We start from the raw sequence: 23397 nt of genomic DNA, 5'->3' as shown, positions 1-23397 counted from the left end.
GTATGAAAGTCCTTTTTATTAATTCTGTTTGCGGCATCGGCAGCACTGGCCGCATTTGCACAGATCTTGCACAACAGCTGGAAGCTGAAGGCAACGAGGTCAAAATCGCCTATGGCCGCAAGGGTACTGTACCGCAGCAGTTTCAAAAATATGCAGTGCGTATTGGCACAGATTTTGACTGCAAGATGCACGCGATCCAGACACGGCTGTTCGATACACATGGCTTTGGCTCCAAGCGTGCAACTAAAGAGTTCTTGAAGTGGGCTGAGGAATACAAACCAGACCTGTTGTGGCTCCACAATCTCCATGGCTACTATATCAATGTGGAGATGCTGTTTGATTGGATCAAAAAGCATCCTGAAATGCAGGTGAAATGGACGCTGCATGACTGCTGGGCCTTCACTGGCCATTGCTCGCACTTTACCATGGTAAAGTGCGAGCAATGGAAGAGCCATTGTTCGTACTGCTCTCAGCTTCGCCGCTATCCGGCTTGCTTCGCAATGAGTTCTGTCAGTAAAAATTTCGAACGCAAGCGCAAGGCTTTTACCGGGGTGAAAAACATGACCCTTATCACCCCCAGCAAGTGGCTTGCCGATTTGACCCGTCAGAGTTTTCTGAAAGAGTATCCGGTCGAGGTGCATTACAACACCATCGATACCAGCATTTTCAAGCCGACCCCTAGTGACTTCCGGGAACGCTATGGGCTACAGGATAAGATCATTGTGTTAGGCGTTGCTAATGTCTGGGAGGATCGCAAGGGTTTGTTTGACTTCTATAAGTTGGCGCAGATGTTGGACGACCGGTACGCTATTGTTCTGGTAGGATTGAGCGAAAAACAGATTAAAGATCTCCCGAAAAATATCAAGGGTATCCAGCGCACCAATAGCCCGCAGGAATTGGCTGCGATTTATACAGCGGCGGATGTTCTGGTGAACCCTAGTGTAGAGGAAACCTTTGGAATGACCCCGGTGGAAGCACAGGCGTGCGGAACACCCTCTATTGTGTACAAAGATACAGCGTGTGAAGAAGTTGCGCTACAGAATGGGAACACCGTTGTGCCGCAGGATGTGAACGCACTGTATGAAGCAATAACAGGTTATAAATTTAATGGGGGGGGGGGGTAACAAATAATACGTGTCGATGCACGATTATTTGCATTCCTCGCACGAATAGTCCGCAGGAACTGGCTGCGATTTATACGGCGGCAGATGTATTTGCAAATCCAACGTATGAAGATAATTACCCGACTGTCAACTTGGAAGCACAGGCATGTGGGACAAGGGTGGTTACTTATGACACAGGTGGAAGCAGAGAAACTATAAAGGTAGGAATAAAGTAACACGCTAGGTTCATAAGGCCTAAGTTGTAATTTGTTTGCAAAAGGGAACTAAAATGAGCTTATATCTCGTCATATGGATAGTGATTTGTTTTTTTGGAATAAAAGATTTTTTATTCCGAGCAACTTATAAAGTAAAGAATCGAGAATTTAAATTATTACTAATAATCCTCTTAGTAATGTTAACTTTGCGCTTTGGCCAAGGAACAGATTATTTTGCATATCGCTATATTTACAATCGTTTGTCACCAGATGGATTTGACTTTTCAATATATTCAACAGTTCATGGAGAAATTGGATATTTAATTTTATGTAATCTCTTTCGATACGCTAAATTGCCATACGAATTTTTTATTGCATGCACAGCAGTATTCCAGATGCTCTGTTTTGCTCGATTTTGTAAATATTTCAAGATTGATACTCCATTTGTTTTAGTCCTTGCGTATCCGACACTCTACATGACCTATTTCACATCCGCCATACGACAGGGGATAGTTGCTGCAGTTTACTTGGGGATTTTGATACCGATGCTTCTTGAGAAAAAATACAAGAGCTATGTTTTCGTAACTGTATTGTGCTCCTTAATTCATAGTGCATCCATTGTTTTTATATTTCCTATGGTTTTAAAAAAAATCGGAAAAATAAAAGTTGCCCAATATGGATGCGTTGTATCATGGATTATAGGATTTGCAATGACACTGCCAGCAGTTAGAGAGCTTGTTATGTCTGTTGGAATAAGCGGAATCAATTATTATATGAAGACAGGACTCAGTATCTCCATTGTGTCGGTTTTTGAACGTCTATTCTTTTTGTGGGTAGTGTCATATTTGTACTTTTTCATAAATAAAGCGAAGAAAATTACAGAAAAATATCAAACCTTATATCTGATTTATCTTACTTCAATGTCAATATACGGTGTGTTTCTTGGATATAGTAATATCGCATCACGCATGAGTGGTGTGATGCGTTTTGTTGAGCTGTTTCTTCTAATCTATGCGATTCGTACAATGAAATTCAGGAATAGATTGATCATAGCTGGTTTCTTTGTGTTATTAGAATCATTGATGCTTGTAAAAAACATTAATTCCTATATTGTACAGGGCGATTATGATGATGCAGTGACGATAGCTACATATAGTTATGTGTCTATTTTTAATGAAAATAGAATATATAAAATTAGGCATATTGAAAGTAAATATCTTGCCGAGTAAAAAGGGGTAACCGCTTAAAAATAAGATGTCGCGAGATAATAATAGAGTGCATTTTCTATTCCTGTATTTCTTCAGATTTCGATGATTTAGTGGTCTGTTATATTATGAGTTATGTGTACCGGGTGGATAAATAAGGAGAAAAATATGAAATCTAAAAAAGTATTCCTAGTTCTGGAACGAAAAGCTTTAAAGATGCTGTCGTATGTAAACGATGAATTATATAAGGAGCTATATCCAAGATATTTGAGAAAAATTGGAATAAACATTCCGGAGGATTATCGAGAAGGAAAAAGCGGTTATATTGATCCAAGTGCATATTTTGACGGAAGCGATTACCGCTTGATTTCAATCGGAAAAAATACCACAATTTCTCGCGACGTGGTTGTTCTTACGCACGATTTCTCGATTGTGAAAGGCTTGCAAGCAATTGGACAAGAAGCAACCGATCATTTTCTGAAACCTGTGAAAATTGCTTTATAGGTGCAAGATTTTTGATTTTACCCGGAACAGAAATAGGAGACAATACTATTTGCGGGGGTGGGGCAGTGTTGCACGGTAAAATACCATCAAACAGTATTGTAGCCGGAAATCCAGCAAAAAGCATTTGTTCCATTGAAGAATGGACAAGAAAATACATAGAAAAACAGGATTACATCTTATAATGAAACAAAAAAACGTACTTAAAAATATTATTATGCTCTACGGTATGTCAATTGCCAAAATCGTATTTCCACTTTTGACATTGCCGTATCTGACCCGTGTACTTTCCGTAGAAAGCTACGGCGTGGTTTCGTATGTAAAAGCCGTAATGCAGTATATGCAGTTGGGTGTAGACTTTGGTTTTATGCTGTCTGGAACGCGCGACATTGTAAAAGCAAAAAACGACCACGAAAAATTGGAAAAAGAAGTGGGCGACGTTCTCCTTGCCCGTATCTTATTGGCTGCGGCAGCGTTTGTTGTCCTGCTGGGAATGATTGCGGTAATTCCACTACTTCGCGCCAACATTGGGTATACGCTACTGGCATTTGTGACTGTATTTTTATCGGTATTCCTGTTCGATTATTTCTTTAGAGGCATCGAAAAAATGCAGGTCATCACACTGCGCTTTGTCGCTATGCGCGGCATCGCAACTGCATTGACTTTTGTTTTTGTCCACTCGGATAAGGATATTTTGTTTGTTCCTCTGTTGGATACAATCGGCTCTCTGGTAGCAGTTATCCTTGTATTGATCGAGCTGAAAAAAGAAAAGATTTCCATCCGTTTTTCTGGCATAAAAGCTGCTTGGAAAAAGCTGAAAGATTCGTTTGTTTATTTTGCATCGAATATGGCAACGACCGCATTTGGCGCATTGAATACGCTGCTGATTGGCGCATTTCTTCCGGCAACGGAAGTCGCGTATTGGAGTGTCTGCATGCAGCTAATTGGTGCAGTGCAGACGATGTACACTCCTATCACAGAGGGTGTGTATCCAGAGATGATCAAAACAAAAAGCTGGAAGTTCATCAAGCGGCTTCTGATGATTTTTATGCCTATTGTTTTGGCTGGTAGTGTGTTCTCGGTTGCAGTCGCACCGTATGTATTGCTGATTGTTGGTGGTGAACAATATGTTGCAGCGACGTCCCTGTTCCGTGCGTTGGTTCCAGTGCTGATTTTCAGTTTTCCGGGAATCGTGCTGGGCTGGCCGACATTGGGCGCGCTGGACAAGGCCGCGCAGGTAACAAAAACAACAATTCTGGCCGCCGTTGTTCAGGTAGTAAGCCTGCTTTTATTGATTGCGACTGGGCATTTTACTGTAATGTGGATCGCGATATTCCGCTGTGTAACGGAGTTTGTGCTTATGACATGCCGCGGATGGTATTGTTGGAAATATCGAAAAGAGTTTTGCTGAATATGTATCTGAAAAAGACGGCTTATGAAAGACGTATGGCAGTCAATAGGAACTACAATTGCAGCTGTTAGTTATAAGAGTACTTATCCCCAATATAAAAGAATCTCTGTCAAAAATGTTAAAGAGGAAACGAGAAAAATGAAAAGGCTTAATAAAGAAGAAGTAAAAAACTACCAACTTGGCATTTTAGATACCGTCACAGAATTTTGCGAGAAAAACCAAATCCAATACTGGCTGGATTGTGGGACATTGCTTGGTTCAATTCGTCATAAAGGCTATATTCCATGGGATGATGATATTGACGTCGGGATGTTACGCCCGGATTTTGATAGATTTATGCACAAATTTAATCAAGAAAACAATCGCTACAAATTTACTTGTAATGAACTAGATAAAGCATGTGTTTATCCTTATGGAAAGGTGATGGACACTGAAACAATTTTGTATGAGCCGGATGAAGACGGCATTGTAAGTTGCATCAATATTGATATTTTTGTTTATGATAACGCTCCTGATAGCATATCAGAATGTAAAAAAATGTATGACCGTAGCGATTGGTATTCCATGCTGAATGCTCTTCAAAATAGGATGATTGGAACGCATGGTGTGATGAAGGATATTGTGAAAGCTGTTGGATTTGTGGCGTTGCATCTTTATCCAAAGGGATATTTTGCACAAAAAATAGTTTCCAATTCAAAGAAATATGCGGATATGCCTACTAAGTCAGTCGGAAATTTCACTTCTGTTCCCAGAATTGTTTGTGAAAAGGATGTTTTTTCTTCATTCATAAAGGTTCCTTTTGAGGGAAGAGAGTACAATGCACCTGTTGGATATGATAAATGGCTAAACGCATTTTACGGCGATTATATGCAACTTCCTCCCGAAGAGAAAAGAGTATCCCATCATATGTATAAAGCATACCAGAAGTAAAGGGGTAGTGAGCGTGAGGAAATGTCGAGTTCCATAATTACGCGTAAAGAGGTTTTACTGGAATCTTCAAAACGAATCGGAAAATTTGATGAAATGTGGCAGTTAACAGAAGCAACTATGCGAGGTGAAATTCCATTTCGGACGAGCTTTTTATGCACTTTTGAGAGAGTGTATTGAGGTGGTGAAACAGGACGAGCATTCGTCCGAAATCGAGAGGTCGTTCCAACAACTTGCGCGCGCAAATAAGTGCCCGGTGATTTGGGAATGTACAGAATACCTGTTTATATGAAAGGTATAAGAATGATATTGATGCAACGGTATACGATCCGTTATTGTTTATATTGTAAAATGAAAGAAGAAAATGATGATGAGTAAAATTCTTACATTTGGAGTATATGACTACTTCCATTTGGGACATCTGCGACTGTTCAAACAGTGCAAAAATTATGGAGATTATTTAATTGTGGCCGTTCAAGACGGAGATTATATTAAGAAGTATAAACCGGATGCTAAGGTCTTATATACGACCGCAGAACGGGTGGAAATGCTTGAATCATTGCGGATCGTTGACAAAGTGGTGGTGTATGAATCTGTTGATCCTGAATTTTTAGGGACAATTGATTTTGATATTCTTGCGCTTGGTGAAGATCACCGTGGTGGACGTTTTGACGCGGTAGAGCAGTGGTGTGAAGAGCACAACAAAAGAGTTGTTCGTTTAAAGAGAACAGAGGGAATTTGTTCTTCTGATATAAAGAAATCGCTTGAAGCAAAGTAAGAGAGGAAAATTAAAATGTCTGCATTTGATAACGCAACCCTTATGATTACTGGTGGTACTGGTTCTTTTGGTTCTACCGTTCTGAAGCACTTCCTGGATTCTGACCTGAAAGAGATTCGTATCTTCTCCCGTGACGAAAAAAAGCAGGATGATATGCGCCACGAGCTTCAAGCCAAGCACCCGGAGACTGCTGGCAAGGTCAAGTTCTACATCGGCGATGTCCGCAACCCCCAGTCCATCCGTGATGCCATGCCCGGTGTTGACTACATCTTCCACGCTGCTGCTCTGAAGCAGGTTCCTTCCTGCGAGTTCTTCCCCATGCAGGCCGTTCAGACCAACATCATCGGTACCGACAATGTTTTGCACGCCGCTATTGATGCCGGTGTCAAGCGTGTTGTCTGCCTGTCCACCGACAAGGCAGCTTACCCCATCAATGCCATGGGTATCTCCAAAGCCATGATGGAGCACGTCATCTACGCAAACGCCCGTGTGGCTGCCGAGCGGGGCGGCACGACCATCTGCTGCACCCGTTACGGCAACGTGATGTGCAGCCGTGGCTCTGTCATTCCGTTGTTCATTGACCAGATCAAGGCTGGCAACCCCATCACCATCACGGACCCCAACATGACCCGCTTCCTAATGAACCTGGACGAGGCCGTGGATCTGGTCATGTTCGCCTTCCAGCATGCTAACCCCGGCGACCTCTTCATTCAGAAGTCGGATGCCTCTACCATCGGCGATCTGGCCAAAGCTGTCCAGCAGCTGTTCGGTGACACTGGCACGAACATCATCGGAACCCGTCACGGTGAGAAACTGTTCGAGACCCTGATGACCCGTGAGGAACGTCTGCGTAGCGAGGATATGGGCCATTACTTCCGTGTTGCTGCGGATAACCGTGACCTGAACTACGACAAGTTCGTGGTCAAGGGCGAGGTACATACCATGGCAGACGAGTCCTACACCAGCCACAACACCGAGCGTCTGGACGTGGAAGGCACCGTCAAGAAGATTCTGACCACCGAGTATGTCCAGAACGCACTGAAGGGCATCCCGAATGTCTAAGGAAAAACTGCTGCTGGTTGGTGCCGGTGGCTTCGGGCGCATTGTAGCAGAGCAGGCGATGCTCCAGTACAACTGTGCCTTTGTGGATGATGGACAAGCCGTGGGTACTGACGTCTGTGATATTCCGGTGGCTGGCGGCCTTGCTGATTTGCCGGAGTTGCGGAAAGAATACGGCTTGCTGGTGGTTGGCATCGGCAACAACCGGTTCCGAGCACAGGTTTATGAAAAGGCAAAAGCCCTTGGCTATGCGTTCCCAAACATCATTGCTCCCAGTGCCTATGTCAGTCCGTTTGCTGAAGTCGGCTGTGGCTGTGTGGTTTTGCAAAACGCTTGTATCCAGAACGGTGCGTCTGTCGGAAACGGTGTTCTGCTGAATGCCGGAACAGAAGTCCACTGTGATGCAACGGTAGGGGATTACGCCTTGATCTATACCAACAGCGTGATTCGCACAGGTACCACGGTGGGGAATTTTGCCCGTATCGGCAGCAACTGCACCATCTGCAATAAAGCAACCGTGCCGGATGGCGCAGACATTCCGGACTGTACCGCAGTACATTAAAGAGGCGATAGGATGAACATTCTAGTCACAGGTGCTAAGGGCATGGTGGGAACCGCCCTGTGCAACAACCTGAAAAACATCCGGGATGGGAAGAATAAAACTCGCCCGGCATTGAATATTGAAGAAATCTATGAGTACGATCTGGATTCTACCCCGGCGGAGCTAGATGAGTACTGCCAGAAGGCGGACTTTGTGTTCAATCTAGCAGGTGTAAATCGTCCGGAAAACCCCGAGGATTTCATGAAGGGTAATTTCGGCTTTGCATCCGACTTGCTGAACTGCCTAAAAAAGCACAATAACAAGGCGACCATCATGCTGTCCTCCTCCATTCAAGCTACGCTGGCTGGTCGTTTTGGCAACAGCGAGTATGGTCGCAGCAAGAAGGCTGGCGAGAAACTGTTCTTCCAGTATGCTCAGGAGATTGGGGCAAAGGTGGCGGTCTACCGCTTTGTGAACCTGATGGGCCACAGCCGCCCCAAGTACAACAGTGCAGTCAGTACCTTCTGCTGGGCAGTGGCCAACGATGAATCTTTTACGGTCAATGATCGGAGTACAGAACTGGAGCTGCTGTACATCGATGACTTGGTAGAAGGTATGTTTGACCTGCTGGAAGGTAAGGAGCAGCACTGTGAGTTCGATGGCGTGGAAACGGTTCTCAAAGCGGATGGCCGCTACTGCTGCGTTCCCGTGACCCACAAGGTTACGCTGGGCGAGATCGTGGACTTGCTGCAAGAGTTCAAGGCACAGCCCACCACCCTCATGATGCCGAAAATGCCAGACGGCTCCTTTGCCAAGAAGCTTTACTCCCTGTACCTGACCTATCTGCCTACGGACAAGTTTAAGTATGCCCTGAAGATGAACATGGACAACCGCGGCTCTTTCACCGAGCTAGTGCACACCGCTGACTGCGGACAGGTGTCTATCAACATTAGCCGCCCGGGTATCACGAAAGGGCAGCACTGGCACAACTCCAAGTGGGAGCTGTTCATTGTGGTTGCTGGTTACGGTCTGATTCAGGAGAGGAACATCAACACCGGAGAAACGGTGGAGTTTGAAGTTTCCGGGGATAAGATCGAGGCTGTCCACATGATTCCCGGCTGGACTCACAATATCATCAACTTGTCAGAGACGGAAAATCTGGTGACGGTGATGACCTGCAACGAGATTTTTGACCCGAACCACCCGGACACCTTCTTCGAGCCGGTGTAAAAGAAGATACTGGTTGTCAATAGGAGAATGATATGGAACACAATTTCAAATGGAAAAACGACGGTCGCACCAAGGTCATGATTGGTTGCGGTACCCGTCCGGAGATTATCCGACTGGCTGCGGTTATCAAGCGTTGCCGGGAATACTTTGACTGCTGCGTGGTCTACTACAATCAGAACTGGGACAGAAACCTCTCCACCGTTTTCTGGGAAGACTTTGAACTGAAAAACACCTTTGGGGAATACGGACCCGACATTCTGGTGCCCGTGGTGGGCGAAAATCTCGGCGTGACCTGTGGAAACATCATGGGACGCAGCTATGAACTCCTCTCTGAATTGCAGCCGGAGGGCTATCTGGTGCTGGGCGATACCAACTCCTGCCTTTCTGCCATCAGTGCAAAACGTCTGCACATCCCGCTGTTTCACATGGAGGCAGGAAACCGCTGCAAGGATGAGTGCCTGCCCGAGGAGACCAATCGCCGCATCGTGGATGTAATTTCTGACGTGAATATGTGCTATTCTGAGTTTGCCCGGAAGTATTTGGCAGATACCGGTCTGCCCAAGGAGCGCACCTACCAGACCGGCTCTCCCATGGCGGAAGTGCTGCACATGAATCTGGAAAAGATTCAGAAAAGCGACGTGCTGGAGCGTCTTGGGCTGGAAAAGGACAAGTACATTCTGCTGTCTGCCCACCGTGAGGAGAACATCGACTCTGAAAAGAACTTCCTGAGTCTGTTCACTGCCATCAATGCGCTGGCAGAGAAGTATGATATGCCCATTCTCTACTCCTGCCATCCCCGCAGCAAGCATCGTCTGGAACAGAGCGGCTTCCAGCTTGACCCTCGTGTCCGGGTCAATGAGCCGCTGGGCTTCAACGACTACAACAAGCTGCAAATGAACGCTTTGGCAATCGTCTCCGACTCCGGCACTCTGCCTGAGGAGAGCAGCTTCTACCTCTCCATCGGTCATCCCATCGCCGCTGTGTGTATCCGCACCTCCACCGAGCGCCCCGAGGCACTGGAAGCCGGTGACTTCATCCTGGCGGGCATTACCACCCGGGAGCTGCTCAACGCCACCGATATGGCAATTGAAATGAAGCAGAAGGGTGTTCTGGGCAAACCCTGCCCCGACTATGTGGACGAGACCGTGTCCATGAAGGTGGTTCGCATCATTCAGGGTTATGTGAATGTAGTTAATAAGATGGTGTGGAGGAAGTACTGATTACTAGGTTTCACGGAGAAGAAATTTGCGCTTCTGATAGTCGTCTGTTTTAGATTGAAATTAAAAGGGAGAGAAGGAAATCATAATGCAGGCACTCATTTTAGCGGATCGAGAGATAATAGGACTGACTGGATTGGGAAATAGCAATGAACCATGGATGGTTGAAATCGATGGAGTTCCAATAATAGAAAGAATGTTGACTCAGCTAGATAATAGTATTGTTTCAAGAATAATTCTCATTACTAGGGATAATAAAGAAAGTCTAATTGAATTCACCGAGAGATTAAACTTAAAGACTGAACTTGTGTTTTTAGAAAATAAGTTTTACAAAGAGTCAAAGAGTATTTACTCGATATTCTTGGGAAGAGAATATTTGTCAATGGACGATACGGTTATTCTAAATTCTCAGCTTGTGCTGGAAGATAATCTTCTCGAATCTATACTTGAAACGGATGGTGAATGTGTTGTATCAGTAGATATTTATAAAAATTGGATGACAGGAAAACCAGTATTTGTTGACGGAAATGCTCGTGTTTTGTCAGTTGGACAAGAACCTCAAATGGCTTCGACTCTTCAGTTAAATTCGTATCGGATGGTTGGGATTTGCAAATTTGATATGAATTTTACAAAAAAATATTTTGTTCCGGTATTGGAAACCATAATTGATGTGCAAGGAGATAGTCTAGAATATTCTGAACCGTTGAATGTAATTGCAATGTCAAATGACACGAGGATTAAGGCCTTGCGTGTGAGCAATGCTGTATGGCGTGAAATCAATAATACGGAGGACATAAATCAGGCTACAATTCTTTTTTCAAAAGATAAAAAAAGTGTTGCTGATAAAATGCTGGGAAGTTGGGGCGGATATTGGAGATATCCTGATTATCTGGATTATTTTTATCTTGTGACACCATATTATCCGCCACGTGAACTAGTTGAGGAGCTGCAGAATAATTTTAAAGTTTTGCTTGAACAATATCCGTCAGGAATGAGAGTGAATGCGGAACTGGCGGCGAGCGCATTTGGGGTTTCTCCAGAAAGTATTATTGTGGGAAACGGTGCGGCAGAGTTAATTAAGTCAATGATGGGATTTATAAAAGGGAAAACTGGATTCGTTCGACCTACATTTGATGAATATCCCAACAGATATACTGAGATTGAAACGGTTAATTATCTGGTAGAATCAGAAGATTTTTCCTATAGTGCGAGTGATCTTATAGAATACTTTGATAAAACTACTATTTCTAATCTTGTATTGGTTAATCCGGATAATCCATCAGGTAACTATATTCCTAAGAACGATATGCTGAGGATGATATCGTGGGCAAGAGATAAGGGTATTAAGATAATTATTGATGAATCATTTGTTGATTTTTCTGATGAGATAAACTCATCTTTGATTGATCAAGAAATTTTAAATCAATATCCAAATCTATACGTGATTAAGAGTATTTCTAAATCGTATGGTGTGCCGGGACTGAGACTTGGTGTCTTGGCAAGCGGAGATAAAAGATTGATTTCAAGAATGAAAGTGGATGTATCAATCTGGAATATAAATTCGTTTGCTGAATTCTATATGCAGATTTGCGGTAAGTATCGTGATTCATATATAAAGTCGCTAGATAAATTCAGAAAAGAAAGGACTAGATTTATATCAAAACTTCAAAACCTAAGATATATACGTGTGATACCATCTCAAGCAAACTATCTTATGGTAGAATTGCTTGACGGTTTGGATGCAGAAGAATTAAAACAGAGAATGCTACTTGAAAAGAAAGTCTTTATTAAGACTCTAAGTAAGAAAATCAAAGGGAAAAAACAATATTTAAGAATTGCCATCAGAAATGAAGCGGATAATGATATGTTTATCCAAAAATTGGCAGAGACATTGAATGCAATGCTGAGTTCTGAGAATAGGATTGAAAAAGATGTCTGAGTATATATTTTTATTTGATTTGGATTCGACAATTACATGCAAAGAAATTTTACCTACTATTGCAGAAAAGGTGAATAGACAAAAAGAAATGCGAGAACTTACGGAAGCGACCATGAATGGAGAGATTCCATTTAAGAGTAGTTTCCTAAAAAGGGTGGAAATATTAAGCGTTATGAATGTATCAGAAACGCGAGCGATGGTAGCTGAGATACCCTTAAATGAGAATATCGCACAGTTTATAAGGGAAAATCGTGATAGGTGCTACGTTGTAACTGGAAATCTAGATATTTGGATCAATGATTTGATGCGCAAACTCGGCCTCAATGATCATGTGTATTGCTCTAGAGCAAACTATAAAAACGATAAAATCACGCAAATAGTCAGTGTTATTGATAAGGAATTGACCGCAAAACAGTTTGTTCAGCCGCTTGTTGTTATTGGTGATGGAGATAATGATTCTGGTATGGCACAAGTTGCTAATATTTCAGTTGGTTTTGGTGGTATTAGGGATATTGCGCCATCGCTGATTCAAAATATTGATTATGCATTTTACGATGATAATAGATGCGCGGATTTTCTCAGGACGCTTCTATAAAAAGATTAGAAGGAAACATGATTATGGGACACGATGATATTAGCGTTGTAATCTGTTGTGCAGGAATGGGCACTAGACTTGGTATTGGGACAACAAAGGCACTGGTGAAAATAGCTGGTAAGTCTATTATACAGCGTCAGCTGGAAATGCTCGATGAGTATGATGATATTCGCGTTGCCGTTGGTTATCAAGCAGAAAAGGTTATCAAGGAGGTAAAGCATATCCGTAAGGATGTAATGTTTGCTTTTAATAATGATTATCGTAAGACAGGCTCAGGGGTGAGCTTATCTAAGACATTGATTGGAGCGCGAAAATACGTCGTAATTATGGATGGCGATTTACTTATTAATAGGGACGATTTCAATCGATTTATGAGTGAGCCACAGGAATGTATAAGTGTATGTGAATCACACTCAAGTGAACCAATTTACTTGGCTGTTTCAAATAATGAAGTAAACGAATTCTTACGTAGCCCAAGTAAGTATGAATGGGGGTGCCTTTCCAAAGTTTTATCGAGCCGGTTGATTGCAGGGGCACAAGGAATTGATGAGATGCTGCAACCACTTCTTCCTCTAAAGGCAGTTCCGATGCGCATAAGAGATCTGGATACGCAGGACGATTATGAGCGTATGATTCAGTGGTATAATACGGGCATGATGGACTGATTGAGGAAAAGAATATGACTGAAATATTGACGGTTAGCGTTTTTGACTATCTCATGTATGGTATTTAACTGACGAATGAGTGGAGATGCTTCTGCATTGCGGATTCTTGACGCAGTAAAGACATATGATGTTTCAAATGTTGGATATGCTAAGGTGTGCAACGCTGACCTGCTGCTGGCGACTGACCCTGACTGTGACCGTGTGGGCATCGCCGTCAAGAATAAGGCAGGGGAGTACGAACTGCTGACCGGCAACCAGACCGGTATGCTGCTGTTGGATTATATTTGCAGCCAGCGCGTCAAATATGGTAAGATGCCCGCTGACCCGGTCATGGTCAAGACAATCGTCACCATGGATATGGGCGAGCAGATTGCAAGTCATTATGGACTGCGTACCATTAATGTGCTGACCGGCTTCAAGTTCATCGGTGAGCAGATCGGCAAGCTGGAAAAGCAGGGCAAGGCAGATAGCTATGTGTTCGGTTTTGAGGAAAGCTACGGCTATCTGACCGGTTCCTACGTCCGCGATAAGGATGGTGTGGACGGCGCGTACATGATTTGCGAGATGTTCAGCTACTATGCAACCAAGGGCATCAGCCTGTTAGACAAGCTGGACGAGTTGTACAAGACCTACGGCTACTGCCTGAACACGCTGCACAGCTATGAGTTCGATGGCAGCGCCGGTTTTGCCAAGATGCAGAGCATTATACAGGCATTCCGGGGTGATATTAAGGAGTTCGGCGGCAAGAAAGTCATCAAGCTGCTGGACTACGCGCCGGGTCTGGACGGTCTGCCCAAGTCCGACGTGCTGAAGTTCTTGTTGGAAGATAACTGCTCCATAGTGGTGCGCCCCTCCGGTACCGAACCGAAGCTGAAGACCTATATCTCTGTCAGCGCAGAGAATAAGGAAATTGCTGAAAAGGTCGAATGTGAGATTGTGAAAGACGCTGAGAAGCGGTTTGATTGAGTCGGAAAAGGAAAAATATCCCGATGACATATGATGTTCTTACGCAGCAAAACGCAAGAAAAACACTGCAAAGGTTAACAGGAATTGAATGGTCAACGTGGCAATACCTAAACAGAAATTACAATAAGGAGCAATTTTTAAGCGATGAGGATTATGTAAAAAGGATTCTGGACAAAGAAGACTGCTTTTTGCCAGCATTTAGAGAACTTGAGTTCACATTTGGACATATTACAACAAGTTCAACTGCCTGTGAATCTATTAGAAATGGTGGATTAATGAAGCTTGCGTGTACCAATAAGGTAACGGAGCTTGGATTGTTTCTTTCCAATCATGATGTTGATATTAATATTGAACAACATACTTTGAAATATAACGGAAGAACATATGACATCAGTTTTGGCGATTGTCCACCAGTACATAACAGAGAAGAGTATGCTGCATGGCGTGTTGGACGAAAGTTGTATTACGATTATTGCATCTGTGGATTTCTTTCTTATAGTAAGCAGCCATATGGAGGCTATATTCATAAAAGACCGGAAATCCTGAAGGACATGGATGAGCTACTGAATACAGATCTGGCAGCGGAGTGGGTGACTACACATACACCCTATGAAATTGTGGTAAGGGTCAGCGCAGACAAAATTGTATATGATGGAAGAAATAGTGATTCTGAACAGGAAAAAGTGATGAATTATTTAATGAAGGCATACTGGTGTTCGTTTTCTGACATGGAGAACGTTATTTTGTTAAAAAATGATGTTGAAATCCAGATATGTGATATTCTTAACATTCGCTCGTTTGATATGTGGAGATAATAAGTGATCCAAACATCCGAAGACTTTTAGAAATCACCGCAACTGATCTGCCAAAACATTATGCGATTTTCGCTATGATTTATAAAAGCACAGATGCGTTTGCTTCAACAACAAAACAACTGACATCAAAAGATTGGCTTCAAATTGAAAATTATTTTTATCGCATCGGAATTAATATTCTGTGGGTAAAAGATTACAGCGCAATTCCTGCATGGTTGCACAATTTGAATCGATCTATTGTTTAAATTAAAGATATATTTTTCTTCTACAAACTGCACCTCTTGCGAACATAAAAGACGAGTGTTATACTGAAGCCATCAAAAAACATTGGAGGTGCCCCCTATGCCCCGTCCCAAAGGAAGCAAGAACAAGCCCAAGACCGTAAAAACAACCATTGACTTTGCTGCACAGCTCTCTGAAAAGCAGTCCGCAAAGGATACCACCGCCGCCGAGATCGCATCGATCACTGCCAATATCGATGCATTGAAAGCAGACCTGAAAACCAAGAAGGCCTCGCTCAACAAACTGGACAAAGAACTGGTGAAGCTGGAGAGTAAGAAAAAGGATGCTGAAACCAAAGCAGCGGAATCCGCAAAGAAAGCCGAAGCTGAAGCTGTGCTGAAAAAGCTGCTGGCAAGCGGCATGAGCGCAGATGAAATCCTCGCAAAGCTGAAATAAATATTTTAGAGCCGTGTGGATCAGTCGGAGCGTAGAGTTATAGCTCTGGCAGTTCACACGGTTTTCTTATATAAATGGTAATTGATGTGACTTGGAATGAATAGAATTGTTCTATATCAAACATAAACGGCTACATTTCCCACACCATGGCCCCAAATCACGTCCGGAGAAATTTCAGTTAATCAGCAGGAATATGTTGGCAATCTAGCTGTCATATAGCTTCTAAAGAGAGTGCTTGGGAGAGCTGCTGCCCCGGCGGAAGCCCTAGGCCTCAGGCGCTCGAACCGTGGAATACCGTAAGAATATACGCTGAAATCTGAAAAATGCAGGCCAGAAGCGAAACGGATTGAATTCTTGCAAATGACGCTGAAACGTGATATAATCGTAGTATGAACAAACCGGTTTTGGTACGACAACGGTATGTTCTGGTACTGTAACTGTTGTTACAAAACTGTGAAGAACTACTTGGAAAAGTGCAAAAATTCAGCGTAGCTGCGACGACACCTATCAGGTTCAGGTCGTGTCTTGGTACGACAACGAGAACTCCTACACCTCTCAGATGGTCCGTACCATTAAGTACTTCGCTGAGAACTGCTGATCGGAGTTTCTCCTGAGCTGAATAAAGCTTGACTGCGCCCTTTCTCTTGTGTGATACGAGAGAAAGGGCGCTTTTTGCTGACCATTTTGGGCGCGATAAGGTACTTTCGTAAAATGGCACAACACATTTGCAGTGTGCCGACAAAAGCAGCACGCATTCGATCTCCATCTATTGCAACCCTTCTCCCGATATGATAAAATGGTAAAAATAAATGGAGACAACGAAACAGTATGATTACGAAACGTGAAAAACTGCAGTATGGATACCTGTTTCTGATTGATCTGCTCTCTTTGGTTCTCAGCATTGGGCTGGCGTGGGGGCTGACCGCAGGTGTTCTGCACAAGATGGGGGACTTCCAGCTGGACAATCTGGTAGAAGCCTGTTTTTTATTGCTGCTGGCCTATATTCTGACTTTTTTTACATTTGATCAGAGCGAAAATATCGTGAACCGCACTCCGATTCGTGAAGTTGAAATTGCGGTGCGGTTCAATTTTTTGCTGACTCTCATTGATGCGGCCTGTCTGGCGCTGACCAAGGCTTCCATGCTGCACTCCCGCTATTTTCTGGTGTTTGTGCCCGTCATCGATGTCTTTGTGATGACGGGCGCTCATGCTGTCCTCAAAAAGATACTGGTACGCTCCCGCTATACCAAGGGGATTCAGAGCCTTGTGGGAGTGGTGACCACGCAGGAGAGCGCAAGCCCTATTCTGGAAGAGCTGAAAAAGGACTGGTCCAAGCGTGTGACCGGCCTTGCCATTCTGGAAGCTGCCCCGGAGCAGCTTCACACTGAGATCGATGGGGTGAAGATCGAGGCAAACTTCGATAATTTCATGGACTGGCTGCGGCAGGCAGCGCTGGATGAAGTGTATCTGGATGTGGCGCAGGAGAGCGAAGAGAACATGCTGCCCTACCTCGAGGAGATGGAGAGCATGGGTCTGACGGTCCATTTCCGCCTGCCAGTGCTGGACCGGATTGAAAAAGCCTGCTGTGATGAGACCAGTGCGGTGCGCATCAGCCGGGAGCTGAGCCGCTGTGCGGGCGGCAATGTTGTGACGATGGGCACGGTGGAACTCAAGCTGCGGGATCAGGTGCTGAAACGGACCATGGATATCGTAGGCGGCATCGTGGGGTGCATCATCAGCATTCCCATCATTGCGTTGGTGGCCATCCCGCTCAAGCTGGAAAGCCCCGGCCCGCTGATCTTCAAGCAGCGCCGGGTGGGCCGGAATGGACGTGTGTTCTACATCCACAAGCTGCGCAGCATGTATGTGGACGCGGAGGCACGCAAAAAGGAGCTGATGGCCCAGAACGAAATGAACGGCCTGATGTTCAAGATGGAGGATGACCCCCGGATCACCCGGGTGGGCCGCTTTATCCGGCGCACCAGTATCGATGAGCTACCGCAGTTTTTTGACGTTGTGCGGGGCTCCATGAGCCTGGTGGGTACCCGCCCACCCACGCTGGATGAGTACCGGCAGTACGAGAGCCATCACAAGCGCCGCCTTTCCATGAAGCCGGGAATTACCGGCCTGTGGCAGGTAAGCGGCCGCAGCGATATTGATGATTTTGAAGAAGTGGTCAAGCTGGATGTCCAGTACATCGACAACTGGTCCATCTGGATGGATATCTACCTGCTGTTCAAGACGGTGGGCGTTGTGTTTGACCGGAAAGGGGCAAAATGAATTATATTCTTTTTGGTGGATCTGGTTTTATCGGCACCCATCTCATTCATTTGCTGCTGAAGGAGTGCGTCAGACCCGGCGACGTGATCTACGACCTGGATCTTGTTATGCCCGGGGAAGAGGGCGTGGTGCCGGGCATTGTGGAAAAGAACGATGGGGTGCAGTATATCCGGCTGGATGTGCGCAAGCCCATCGATTTTGAGTTCGTTCCGACTCCGGAGGACGTGATCTTTGATCTGGCAGCGGTCCACCGCACCCCCGGCCACCCGGAAGAAGCCTATTTTGAAACAAATATCCGGGGCGCGGAAAATGTGACCGCCTTTGCGGAAAAATACGGCATTCGGAAGATCCTGTTCACCAGCTCCATTGCACCCTATGGCGCGTCTGAGGACCTTAAGACGGAGGAGACTCTGCCAACTCCCAACACGCCGTATGGGATCAGCAAGCTGGTGGCAGAAAAGATCCACCAGATCTGGCAGGCCCGTGATCCGGCCCGGGAGTTGACCATCGTGCGGCCAGGCATCGTTTATGGCAAAGGGGAGCACGGCAACATGACCCGCCTGTACAGGGGGCAGAAGAAGGGCTACTTTTTTTATGCCGGCCGGAAGGACACCATCAAGGCGTGCATCTATGTCAAGGAGCTGGTGCGCTTCTTCAAGTACCGGATGCTGGATCATTCCTTCCCCGGAGCAGAGATCTATAACTGTACCTACGAGCCGGCCTATACCATTGAAGAAATCTGCGATACAATGCAGAAGGCGACCGGCCTGCACCGCCATGTGCCGTTGGTGCCCGCCGGACTGCTGCTGTTTGCGGCGGGCATTCTGGGACCCATCGGGGGCAAAAAGGTGGGTATCCATCCCGCCCGTGTCCGGAAGCTGATGGTATCCACCAATGTCTGCGGCAGGAAGCTGGCCGCCACTGATTACAAGTTCCACTATACGCTGGAGGAGAGCTTCCGGGACTGGTTCGAGGATTGTGACCGCAAGGAGCTGGTATGACTATGGAGCAGAATGCACAGCCCATCCGTGTGGCCCAGATGATGACAGATATGAACTACGGCGGTGTGGAGATGGTGGTGATGAACTACTACCGCCACATGGACCGTTCCAGAGTTCAGTTTGATTTTTTCGCGCTGGAAGGCTCGACCCTGCCCCAGCGGGAAGAGATCGAACAGCTGGGCGGCCGGGTGTATGTGGTGCCAAAATATACCCACCTGCCGCAGTATGAACGGGAGATCGGGCGGCTGTTCCGTCAGAACGGATACCAGATCGTTCACTCCCACATGAACACCCTGAGCGTGCTTTCCCTCTGGGGGGCAAAGCGTGCAGGGGTGCCCAACCGGATCGCGCATAACCATTCTACGGTGGGCAGGGGAGAAGGGGCAAAAAATGTGATGAAGTACCTGCTCCGTCCCTTTGCCGCAGTGTATCCCACCCGGCTCTGTGCCTGCTCCAGAACGGCAGGCAGCTGGCTTTATGGTGAAAAGCCTTTCCGGGTGTTCAACAATGCCATTGAGCTCGACCGCTTTACTTATGATGCCGCCAAACGGAAAGCCGTCCGGCAGGAGCTTGGCCTGGGGGATGAACTGGTGCTGGGCCATGTCGGGCGGTTCTGCTATGCCAAAAATCACGAATTTTTGCTGGATGTAATGGCGGAGGTCTGCAAGCAACGGCCGGATGCCGTTTTACTGCTGATCGGAGAAGGGGAAAACGAGGCCGCTGCCCGCCGGAAAGCGGAGGCACTGGGGCTGCAGGAGAATGTCCGCTTTCTGGGCCGACAGAGTGATCCCGCAAAGTTCTATCAGGCCATGGATGTCTTTGTTCTGCCCTCGCGGTATGAGGGGCTTGGGATCGTGCTGATCGAAGCACAAGCGGCGGCACTGCCGGTCATCTGTTCCACAGAGGTGCCGCAGGAGGCTCAGGTCCTGCCCGAGATGCAGTACCTGAGCTTGCGGGAAAGCCCAGCAGTCTGGGCGGATGCGGCGATCCGGGCCGCAGAGAATGCCCGGCGGCGGGATACCTCTGCTGAGATGCGGGCAGGCGGCTTTGATATCGTCACCGAGGCGAAGAAGCTGGAAGAGTTTTACTTCAACCTGCTGAAATGAGGAGATAAGATGGACCCTTTGGTAAGCATCATCGTTCCTGTTTATAATGTAAAGCCATATCTGAACCGCTGTGTGGACAGTCTATTGGGGCAGAGCTATCAGAACATGGAGCTGCTGCTGGTGGACGACGGCTCCACCGATGGCAGCGAGACCCTCTGTGATGAATATGCTGCACAGGATGCCCGGGTGCGGGTGCTCCACAAGAAAAATGGTGGTCTGTCCGATGCCCGCAACGCTGGTGTGGACGCAGCAAAGGGGGAATATCTCTCTTTTGTGGATGGCGATGACTGGGTGTCACCTTATTACATCGAGAACCTGTACCGGGCACTGGAGCAGGCGGGAGCGGATTTTTCAGCCAGCTGTTTTGAAGAGGCGTTCGAGGGTCAGCCGGTGCAGTCCGTGCCCACAGAGCGTCTGGAAGCATTCGAGATCCTGAGCCGGGAGGAATGCCTGCGCCGCATCCTGTATCAGGAGGGCATGGAGGTGACCACCCCCACCAAGCTCTATAAGCGTGCACTGTTTGAGGGCGTGCGCTACCCGGTGGGCAAGCTCTATGAGGATATCCCGGTCGCCTACGAGGTGACAAAGCGTGCCCATAAGGCGGCACATATCGCAAACCGGGATTACTATTATTTCCAGCGGGGCAGCAGCATCCAGAATATGGCCTTCAACCCCAGAAAGCTGGACAGCGTGCGGCACTGCCACGCGCTGATGGAAAACGTAAAGCGCGATTTCCCCCAGCTGAGCCGTGCGGCAGAATGCCGCTATCTGAGCAATGTCTGCAATATTCTGTTCCAGATCCGGGACAGGCAGCATGAAAAAATAGAGAAGGCTCTCTGGCAGGAAGTGAAAAAATACCGCCGGAACGTTCTGCTGGATCCGCAGGCCCGCAAAAAGGCCCGGCTGGCGGCGGCGCTTTCCTACAGCGGCTATGCCATGACCCGGCGGGTCTATGAAAAGACGCAATGGCGTGGAAAAAAGTAAAGTGGAGGGATCCGGTTGGAGGAAAGAAAACCGCTTGTATCGGTCATTGTGCCGGTCTATAATGTTTACCCGTATCTGCGGGACTGTGTGCAGAGCGTGCAGGCGCAGAGTTACCAGAACTGGGAGCTGCTTTTGGTAGATGATGGCTCCACCGATGGCAGCAGAGAGCTTTGTGATGAACTGGCTGCGGAGGATGGCCGCATCCAGGTGTTCCATAAGCCCAATGGGGGCCTGTCTGATGCCAGAAACCACGGAATGCATCATGCCCGAGGAGAATATTTCTGCTTTCTGGACAGTGATGATCTACTGCCAGAGAATGCGCTGGAAAAACTGGTGGGCCTTTGTGAGCAGCACAGGGCAGATGTGGCCATGGGGCAGTTGCTGCAATTTGAGACAGAACCCCAGCGGCAGACCGGAACGGCCGGTGGAACAGAGATACTCACGGTGCAGGATGCCATCCGTGGGATGCTTCTGCGAAAAGGGAAAATCGGCCATACGGCATGTGCGAAATTGTTTCGCAGGGAGCTGTGGGCGGAGCTGCGTTTCCCAAAGGGGATGCTCTATGAGGATTACGCTGTGATCTACAAAGTCATGCAGGGATGCAGGACGGTGGTAGCGGACTATGAGCCTCTGTATTATTACCGGATGCGGGGCGGATCCATTATGCACGAGCCCATCCAAGAGAAAAATCTGGTGCTCCTGGACATTGCTCAGGATGTCACCCAGCATCTGTCCCGAACTATGCCTGAGGTTCGGGAAGAAGCGGAGTATCTGCAGTTGGTCACTTACCTGAAAACCCTGAAACGAATCCTTAACAGCGGCTTTGACTGCTACCCGGAGGCCCAGGAGCAGATCCTTCGCTTTGTCCGGGAACACCGGGATCTGACCCGAAGGTCCTGGGCCAAAAGGGCAGACCGCATCAAGGTAGAGACCCTGATGAAGGGCAGAGGACTCTTTTATCTAATCTATACTCTGGCCGAAATGAAAAACAACCACGCTGTGTGATGAAAAAGGAGAGCTCCGATGCTGATTTATCTGGGGACTTTTGCAGCTTCTGTGGGCATTGCCGCCTATGGTGAGCACCTGCGGACGAAGAAAAACAACGAGAAGGGCTTTTATCTCTGCCTGGCGCTGGCGGTGCTGGTGATGGCGGTATTGGCAGGCTTGCGGGACCCGTCCATTGGCACGGACAGCGTGGTGTATGCGGGATGGGTGGCGGATGCAAAGCTGCAGGATGGCCTGCTGGCCTGCATCCGGCAGCGGCACAAAACAGAGCCGCTGTTTATGACGCTGGTCTATCTGGCGGCCCATGTTTTTGGTGATGTCCACTGGCTCTACTTTATGGTGGACCTGCTGGCCTGTGGCCTGTTTATGATCGGGCTGGTGCAGTATAAGGAGTATGTCTCCGTGCCCTATGGCTGGCTGGCTTACCTCTGCCTGTATTATGGCGATACTTATAATGCCGAGCGGCAGTCTGTGGCGCTGGGCGTGGCATTTCTGGCGTTCAGCTTTGTGTGGAAGAAAAAGTATCACTGGGCGGTCCTACTGCTGGCGGTCTCCTGCCTGTTCCACAATGCCACCTTTATCTCGTTTGGTGCGCTGCTGATCTATATCCTGCTTCAGCATTTCGACAACTGGTGGGTCAAGGGTGGCCTGGCGGCATTTTCGGTCTACCTTGCCTTCTTCAGCAAGACTGTGGTCAGGCTGGCCCTGAATGTGGACTTCATTGATCGGCTTTACGGATATTATTATGATGCCAATGCGGGCGGTTTCACGCTGAATCCCATCATTGTGCGTCTGCCCTTCCTGATCCTGCCCATTGTGCTGTACCGCTGGTACGCAAAAGAGGAAGGGAAGGGCAGCAGCCGCTTTACCCGCTCGGATGCTGATTTCTGGATCGTGATGATCCTGATCGAGATGGCAACGGCCCAGCTGCGCAACATCAATGTGCCGCTCTACCGCATCTGCCTGTATTTTGCATTCTTCCGCTATCTCGCCATTGGCCGTGTGGTCAAGTGCGTGGAGGATGAGCGTCTGCGCAAGCTGCTGAAGGCTGCCATGTGGGGAATGCTGGTCATCATCTGGATCTATCAGGCGTATATTCAGGGCAACAATGCCATTTGCCCGTACACCTCGGAGATCCTCCACATCGGCAGAGAAACATTCTTCTGAGGAAACTGA

23 protein-coding genes are annotated in these 23397 nt (G+C 46.9%); all 23 read left to right on the top strand.

The window, feature by feature from the left end; all coding sequences use genetic code 11:
* The first annotated feature begins 2 nt into the window (after window positions 1-2).
* The 23 genes from MTP40_RS10340 (at window position 3) to MTP40_RS10230 (ending at window position 23388) form a co-directional block, all read left to right on the top strand.
* Window positions 3-1124, top strand: a complete 1122-nt coding sequence (locus MTP40_RS10340) for a glycosyltransferase (protein WP_249259333.1) — start codon at window positions 3-5, stop codon at window positions 1122-1124.
* A gap of 23 nt (window positions 1125-1147) precedes the next feature.
* Window positions 1148-1339 (top strand): glycosyltransferase, encoded by a 192-nt coding sequence (locus tag MTP40_RS10335; protein ID WP_330220937.1) that lies wholly within the window; start codon window positions 1148-1150, stop codon window positions 1337-1339.
* 53 nt (window positions 1340-1392) lie between these two features.
* On the top strand, window positions 1393-2547 hold the full coding sequence (locus MTP40_RS10330) for an EpsG family protein (protein ID WP_249259332.1): 1155 nt from the start codon (window positions 1393-1395) through the stop codon (window positions 2545-2547).
* 144 nt (window positions 2548-2691) lie between these two features.
* Window positions 2692-3027: a hypothetical protein gene (locus tag MTP40_RS10325; RefSeq protein WP_154276681.1), complete on the top strand. Its 336-nt coding sequence runs from the start codon at window positions 2692-2694 to the stop codon at window positions 3025-3027.
* A 181-nt stretch (window positions 3028-3208) separates the two neighbouring features.
* Window positions 3209-4435: an oligosaccharide flippase family protein gene (locus MTP40_RS10320; protein WP_173016450.1), complete on the top strand. Its 1227-nt coding sequence runs from the start codon at window positions 3209-3211 to the stop codon at window positions 4433-4435.
* A gap of 24 nt (window positions 4436-4459) precedes the next feature.
* Complete coding sequence (locus MTP40_RS10315; protein ID WP_238077726.1) at window positions 4460-5365, top strand: LicD family protein; 906 nt, start codon at window positions 4460-4462, stop codon at window positions 5363-5365.
* 361 nt (window positions 5366-5726) lie between these two features.
* Window positions 5727-6140 carry an adenylyltransferase/cytidyltransferase family protein gene (locus MTP40_RS10310; RefSeq protein ID WP_081028495.1) on the top strand — a complete coding sequence of 138 codons (414 nt, stop codon included), beginning with the start codon at window positions 5727-5729 and terminating at the stop codon, window positions 6138-6140.
* Between the two features lie 15 nt (window positions 6141-6155).
* Window positions 6156-7202, top strand: coding sequence for a polysaccharide biosynthesis protein (locus tag MTP40_RS10305; protein WP_249259331.1), 1047 nt, complete (start codon window positions 6156-6158; stop codon window positions 7200-7202).
* Window positions 7195-7761, top strand: a complete 567-nt coding sequence (locus tag MTP40_RS10300; RefSeq protein ID WP_249259330.1) for a PglD-related sugar-binding protein — start codon at window positions 7195-7197, stop codon at window positions 7759-7761. Before MTP40_RS10305 ends, MTP40_RS10300 begins: the two co-directional genes overlap by 8 nt.
* A 12-nt stretch (window positions 7762-7773) precedes the next feature.
* Complete coding sequence (locus tag MTP40_RS10295; RefSeq protein WP_154276676.1) at window positions 7774-8970, top strand: polysaccharide biosynthesis C-terminal domain-containing protein; 1197 nt, start codon at window positions 7774-7776, stop codon at window positions 8968-8970.
* A 32-nt stretch (window positions 8971-9002) separates the two neighbouring features.
* Complete coding sequence (locus MTP40_RS10290; protein WP_154276675.1) at window positions 9003-10190, top strand: UDP-N-acetyl glucosamine 2-epimerase; 1188 nt, start codon at window positions 9003-9005, stop codon at window positions 10188-10190.
* A gap of 85 nt (window positions 10191-10275) precedes the next feature.
* The gene (locus MTP40_RS10285; RefSeq protein ID WP_117504672.1) at window positions 10276-12126 is read left to right on the top strand and encodes an aminotransferase class I/II-fold pyridoxal phosphate-dependent enzyme; all 1851 of its coding nucleotides are present in this window, start codon (window positions 10276-10278) and stop codon (window positions 12124-12126) included.
* A complete protein-coding gene (locus MTP40_RS10280) occupies window positions 12119-12721 on the top strand; it encodes an HAD-IB family phosphatase (protein WP_117504674.1) in 603 nt (200 codons plus the stop codon). Before MTP40_RS10285 ends, MTP40_RS10280 begins: the two co-directional genes overlap by 8 nt.
* A gap of 23 nt (window positions 12722-12744) precedes the next feature.
* Window positions 12745-13386, top strand: coding sequence for an NTP transferase domain-containing protein (locus MTP40_RS10275; protein WP_173016449.1), 642 nt, complete (start codon window positions 12745-12747; stop codon window positions 13384-13386).
* A gap of 153 nt (window positions 13387-13539) precedes the next feature.
* Window positions 13540-14352 carry a hypothetical protein gene (locus MTP40_RS10270; protein ID WP_442900422.1) on the top strand — a complete coding sequence of 271 codons (813 nt, stop codon included), beginning with the start codon at window positions 13540-13542 and terminating at the stop codon, window positions 14350-14352.
* 23 nt (window positions 14353-14375) lie between these two features.
* The gene (locus tag MTP40_RS10265; protein WP_249259329.1) at window positions 14376-15167 is read left to right on the top strand and encodes a hypothetical protein; all 792 of its coding nucleotides are present in this window, start codon (window positions 14376-14378) and stop codon (window positions 15165-15167) included.
* 342 nt (window positions 15168-15509) lie between these two features.
* On the top strand, window positions 15510-15845 hold the full coding sequence (locus MTP40_RS10260) for a hypothetical protein (RefSeq protein WP_156070037.1): 336 nt from the start codon (window positions 15510-15512) through the stop codon (window positions 15843-15845).
* Window positions 15846-16673: 828 nt separating this feature from the next.
* On the top strand, window positions 16674-18125 hold the full coding sequence (locus MTP40_RS10255; protein ID WP_249259328.1) for a sugar transferase: 1452 nt from the start codon (window positions 16674-16676) through the stop codon (window positions 18123-18125).
* Complete coding sequence (locus MTP40_RS10250; protein ID WP_156064155.1) at window positions 18122-19126, top strand: NAD-dependent epimerase/dehydratase family protein; 1005 nt, start codon at window positions 18122-18124, stop codon at window positions 19124-19126. Before MTP40_RS10255 ends, MTP40_RS10250 begins: the two co-directional genes overlap by 4 nt.
* Before the next feature lie 2 nt (window positions 19127-19128).
* Window positions 19129-20232 (top strand): glycosyltransferase family 1 protein, encoded by a 1104-nt coding sequence (locus MTP40_RS10245; RefSeq protein ID WP_249259327.1) that lies wholly within the window; start codon window positions 19129-19131, stop codon window positions 20230-20232.
* 9 nt (window positions 20233-20241) lie between these two features.
* The gene (locus MTP40_RS10240; protein WP_249259326.1) at window positions 20242-21216 is read left to right on the top strand and encodes a glycosyltransferase family 2 protein; all 975 of its coding nucleotides are present in this window, start codon (window positions 20242-20244) and stop codon (window positions 21214-21216) included.
* Between the two features lie 15 nt (window positions 21217-21231).
* Window positions 21232-22221 carry a glycosyltransferase family 2 protein gene (locus MTP40_RS10235; protein WP_249259325.1) on the top strand — a complete coding sequence of 330 codons (990 nt, stop codon included), beginning with the start codon at window positions 21232-21234 and terminating at the stop codon, window positions 22219-22221.
* Window positions 22222-22239: 18 nt separating this feature from the next.
* Window positions 22240-23388 carry an EpsG family protein gene (locus MTP40_RS10230; RefSeq protein WP_249259324.1) on the top strand — a complete coding sequence of 383 codons (1149 nt, stop codon included), beginning with the start codon at window positions 22240-22242 and terminating at the stop codon, window positions 23386-23388.
* The last annotated feature ends 9 nt before the right edge of the window (window positions 23389-23397 follow it).

It is taken from the genome of Faecalibacterium sp. IP-3-29, from assembly GCF_023347335.1.
Lineage (GTDB): Bacteria > Bacillota > Clostridia > Oscillospirales > Ruminococcaceae > Faecalibacterium > Faecalibacterium duncaniae.
Note: the sequence above shows the minus strand (reverse complement) of the source record. Positions and strands in the feature narration are given on the sequence as shown.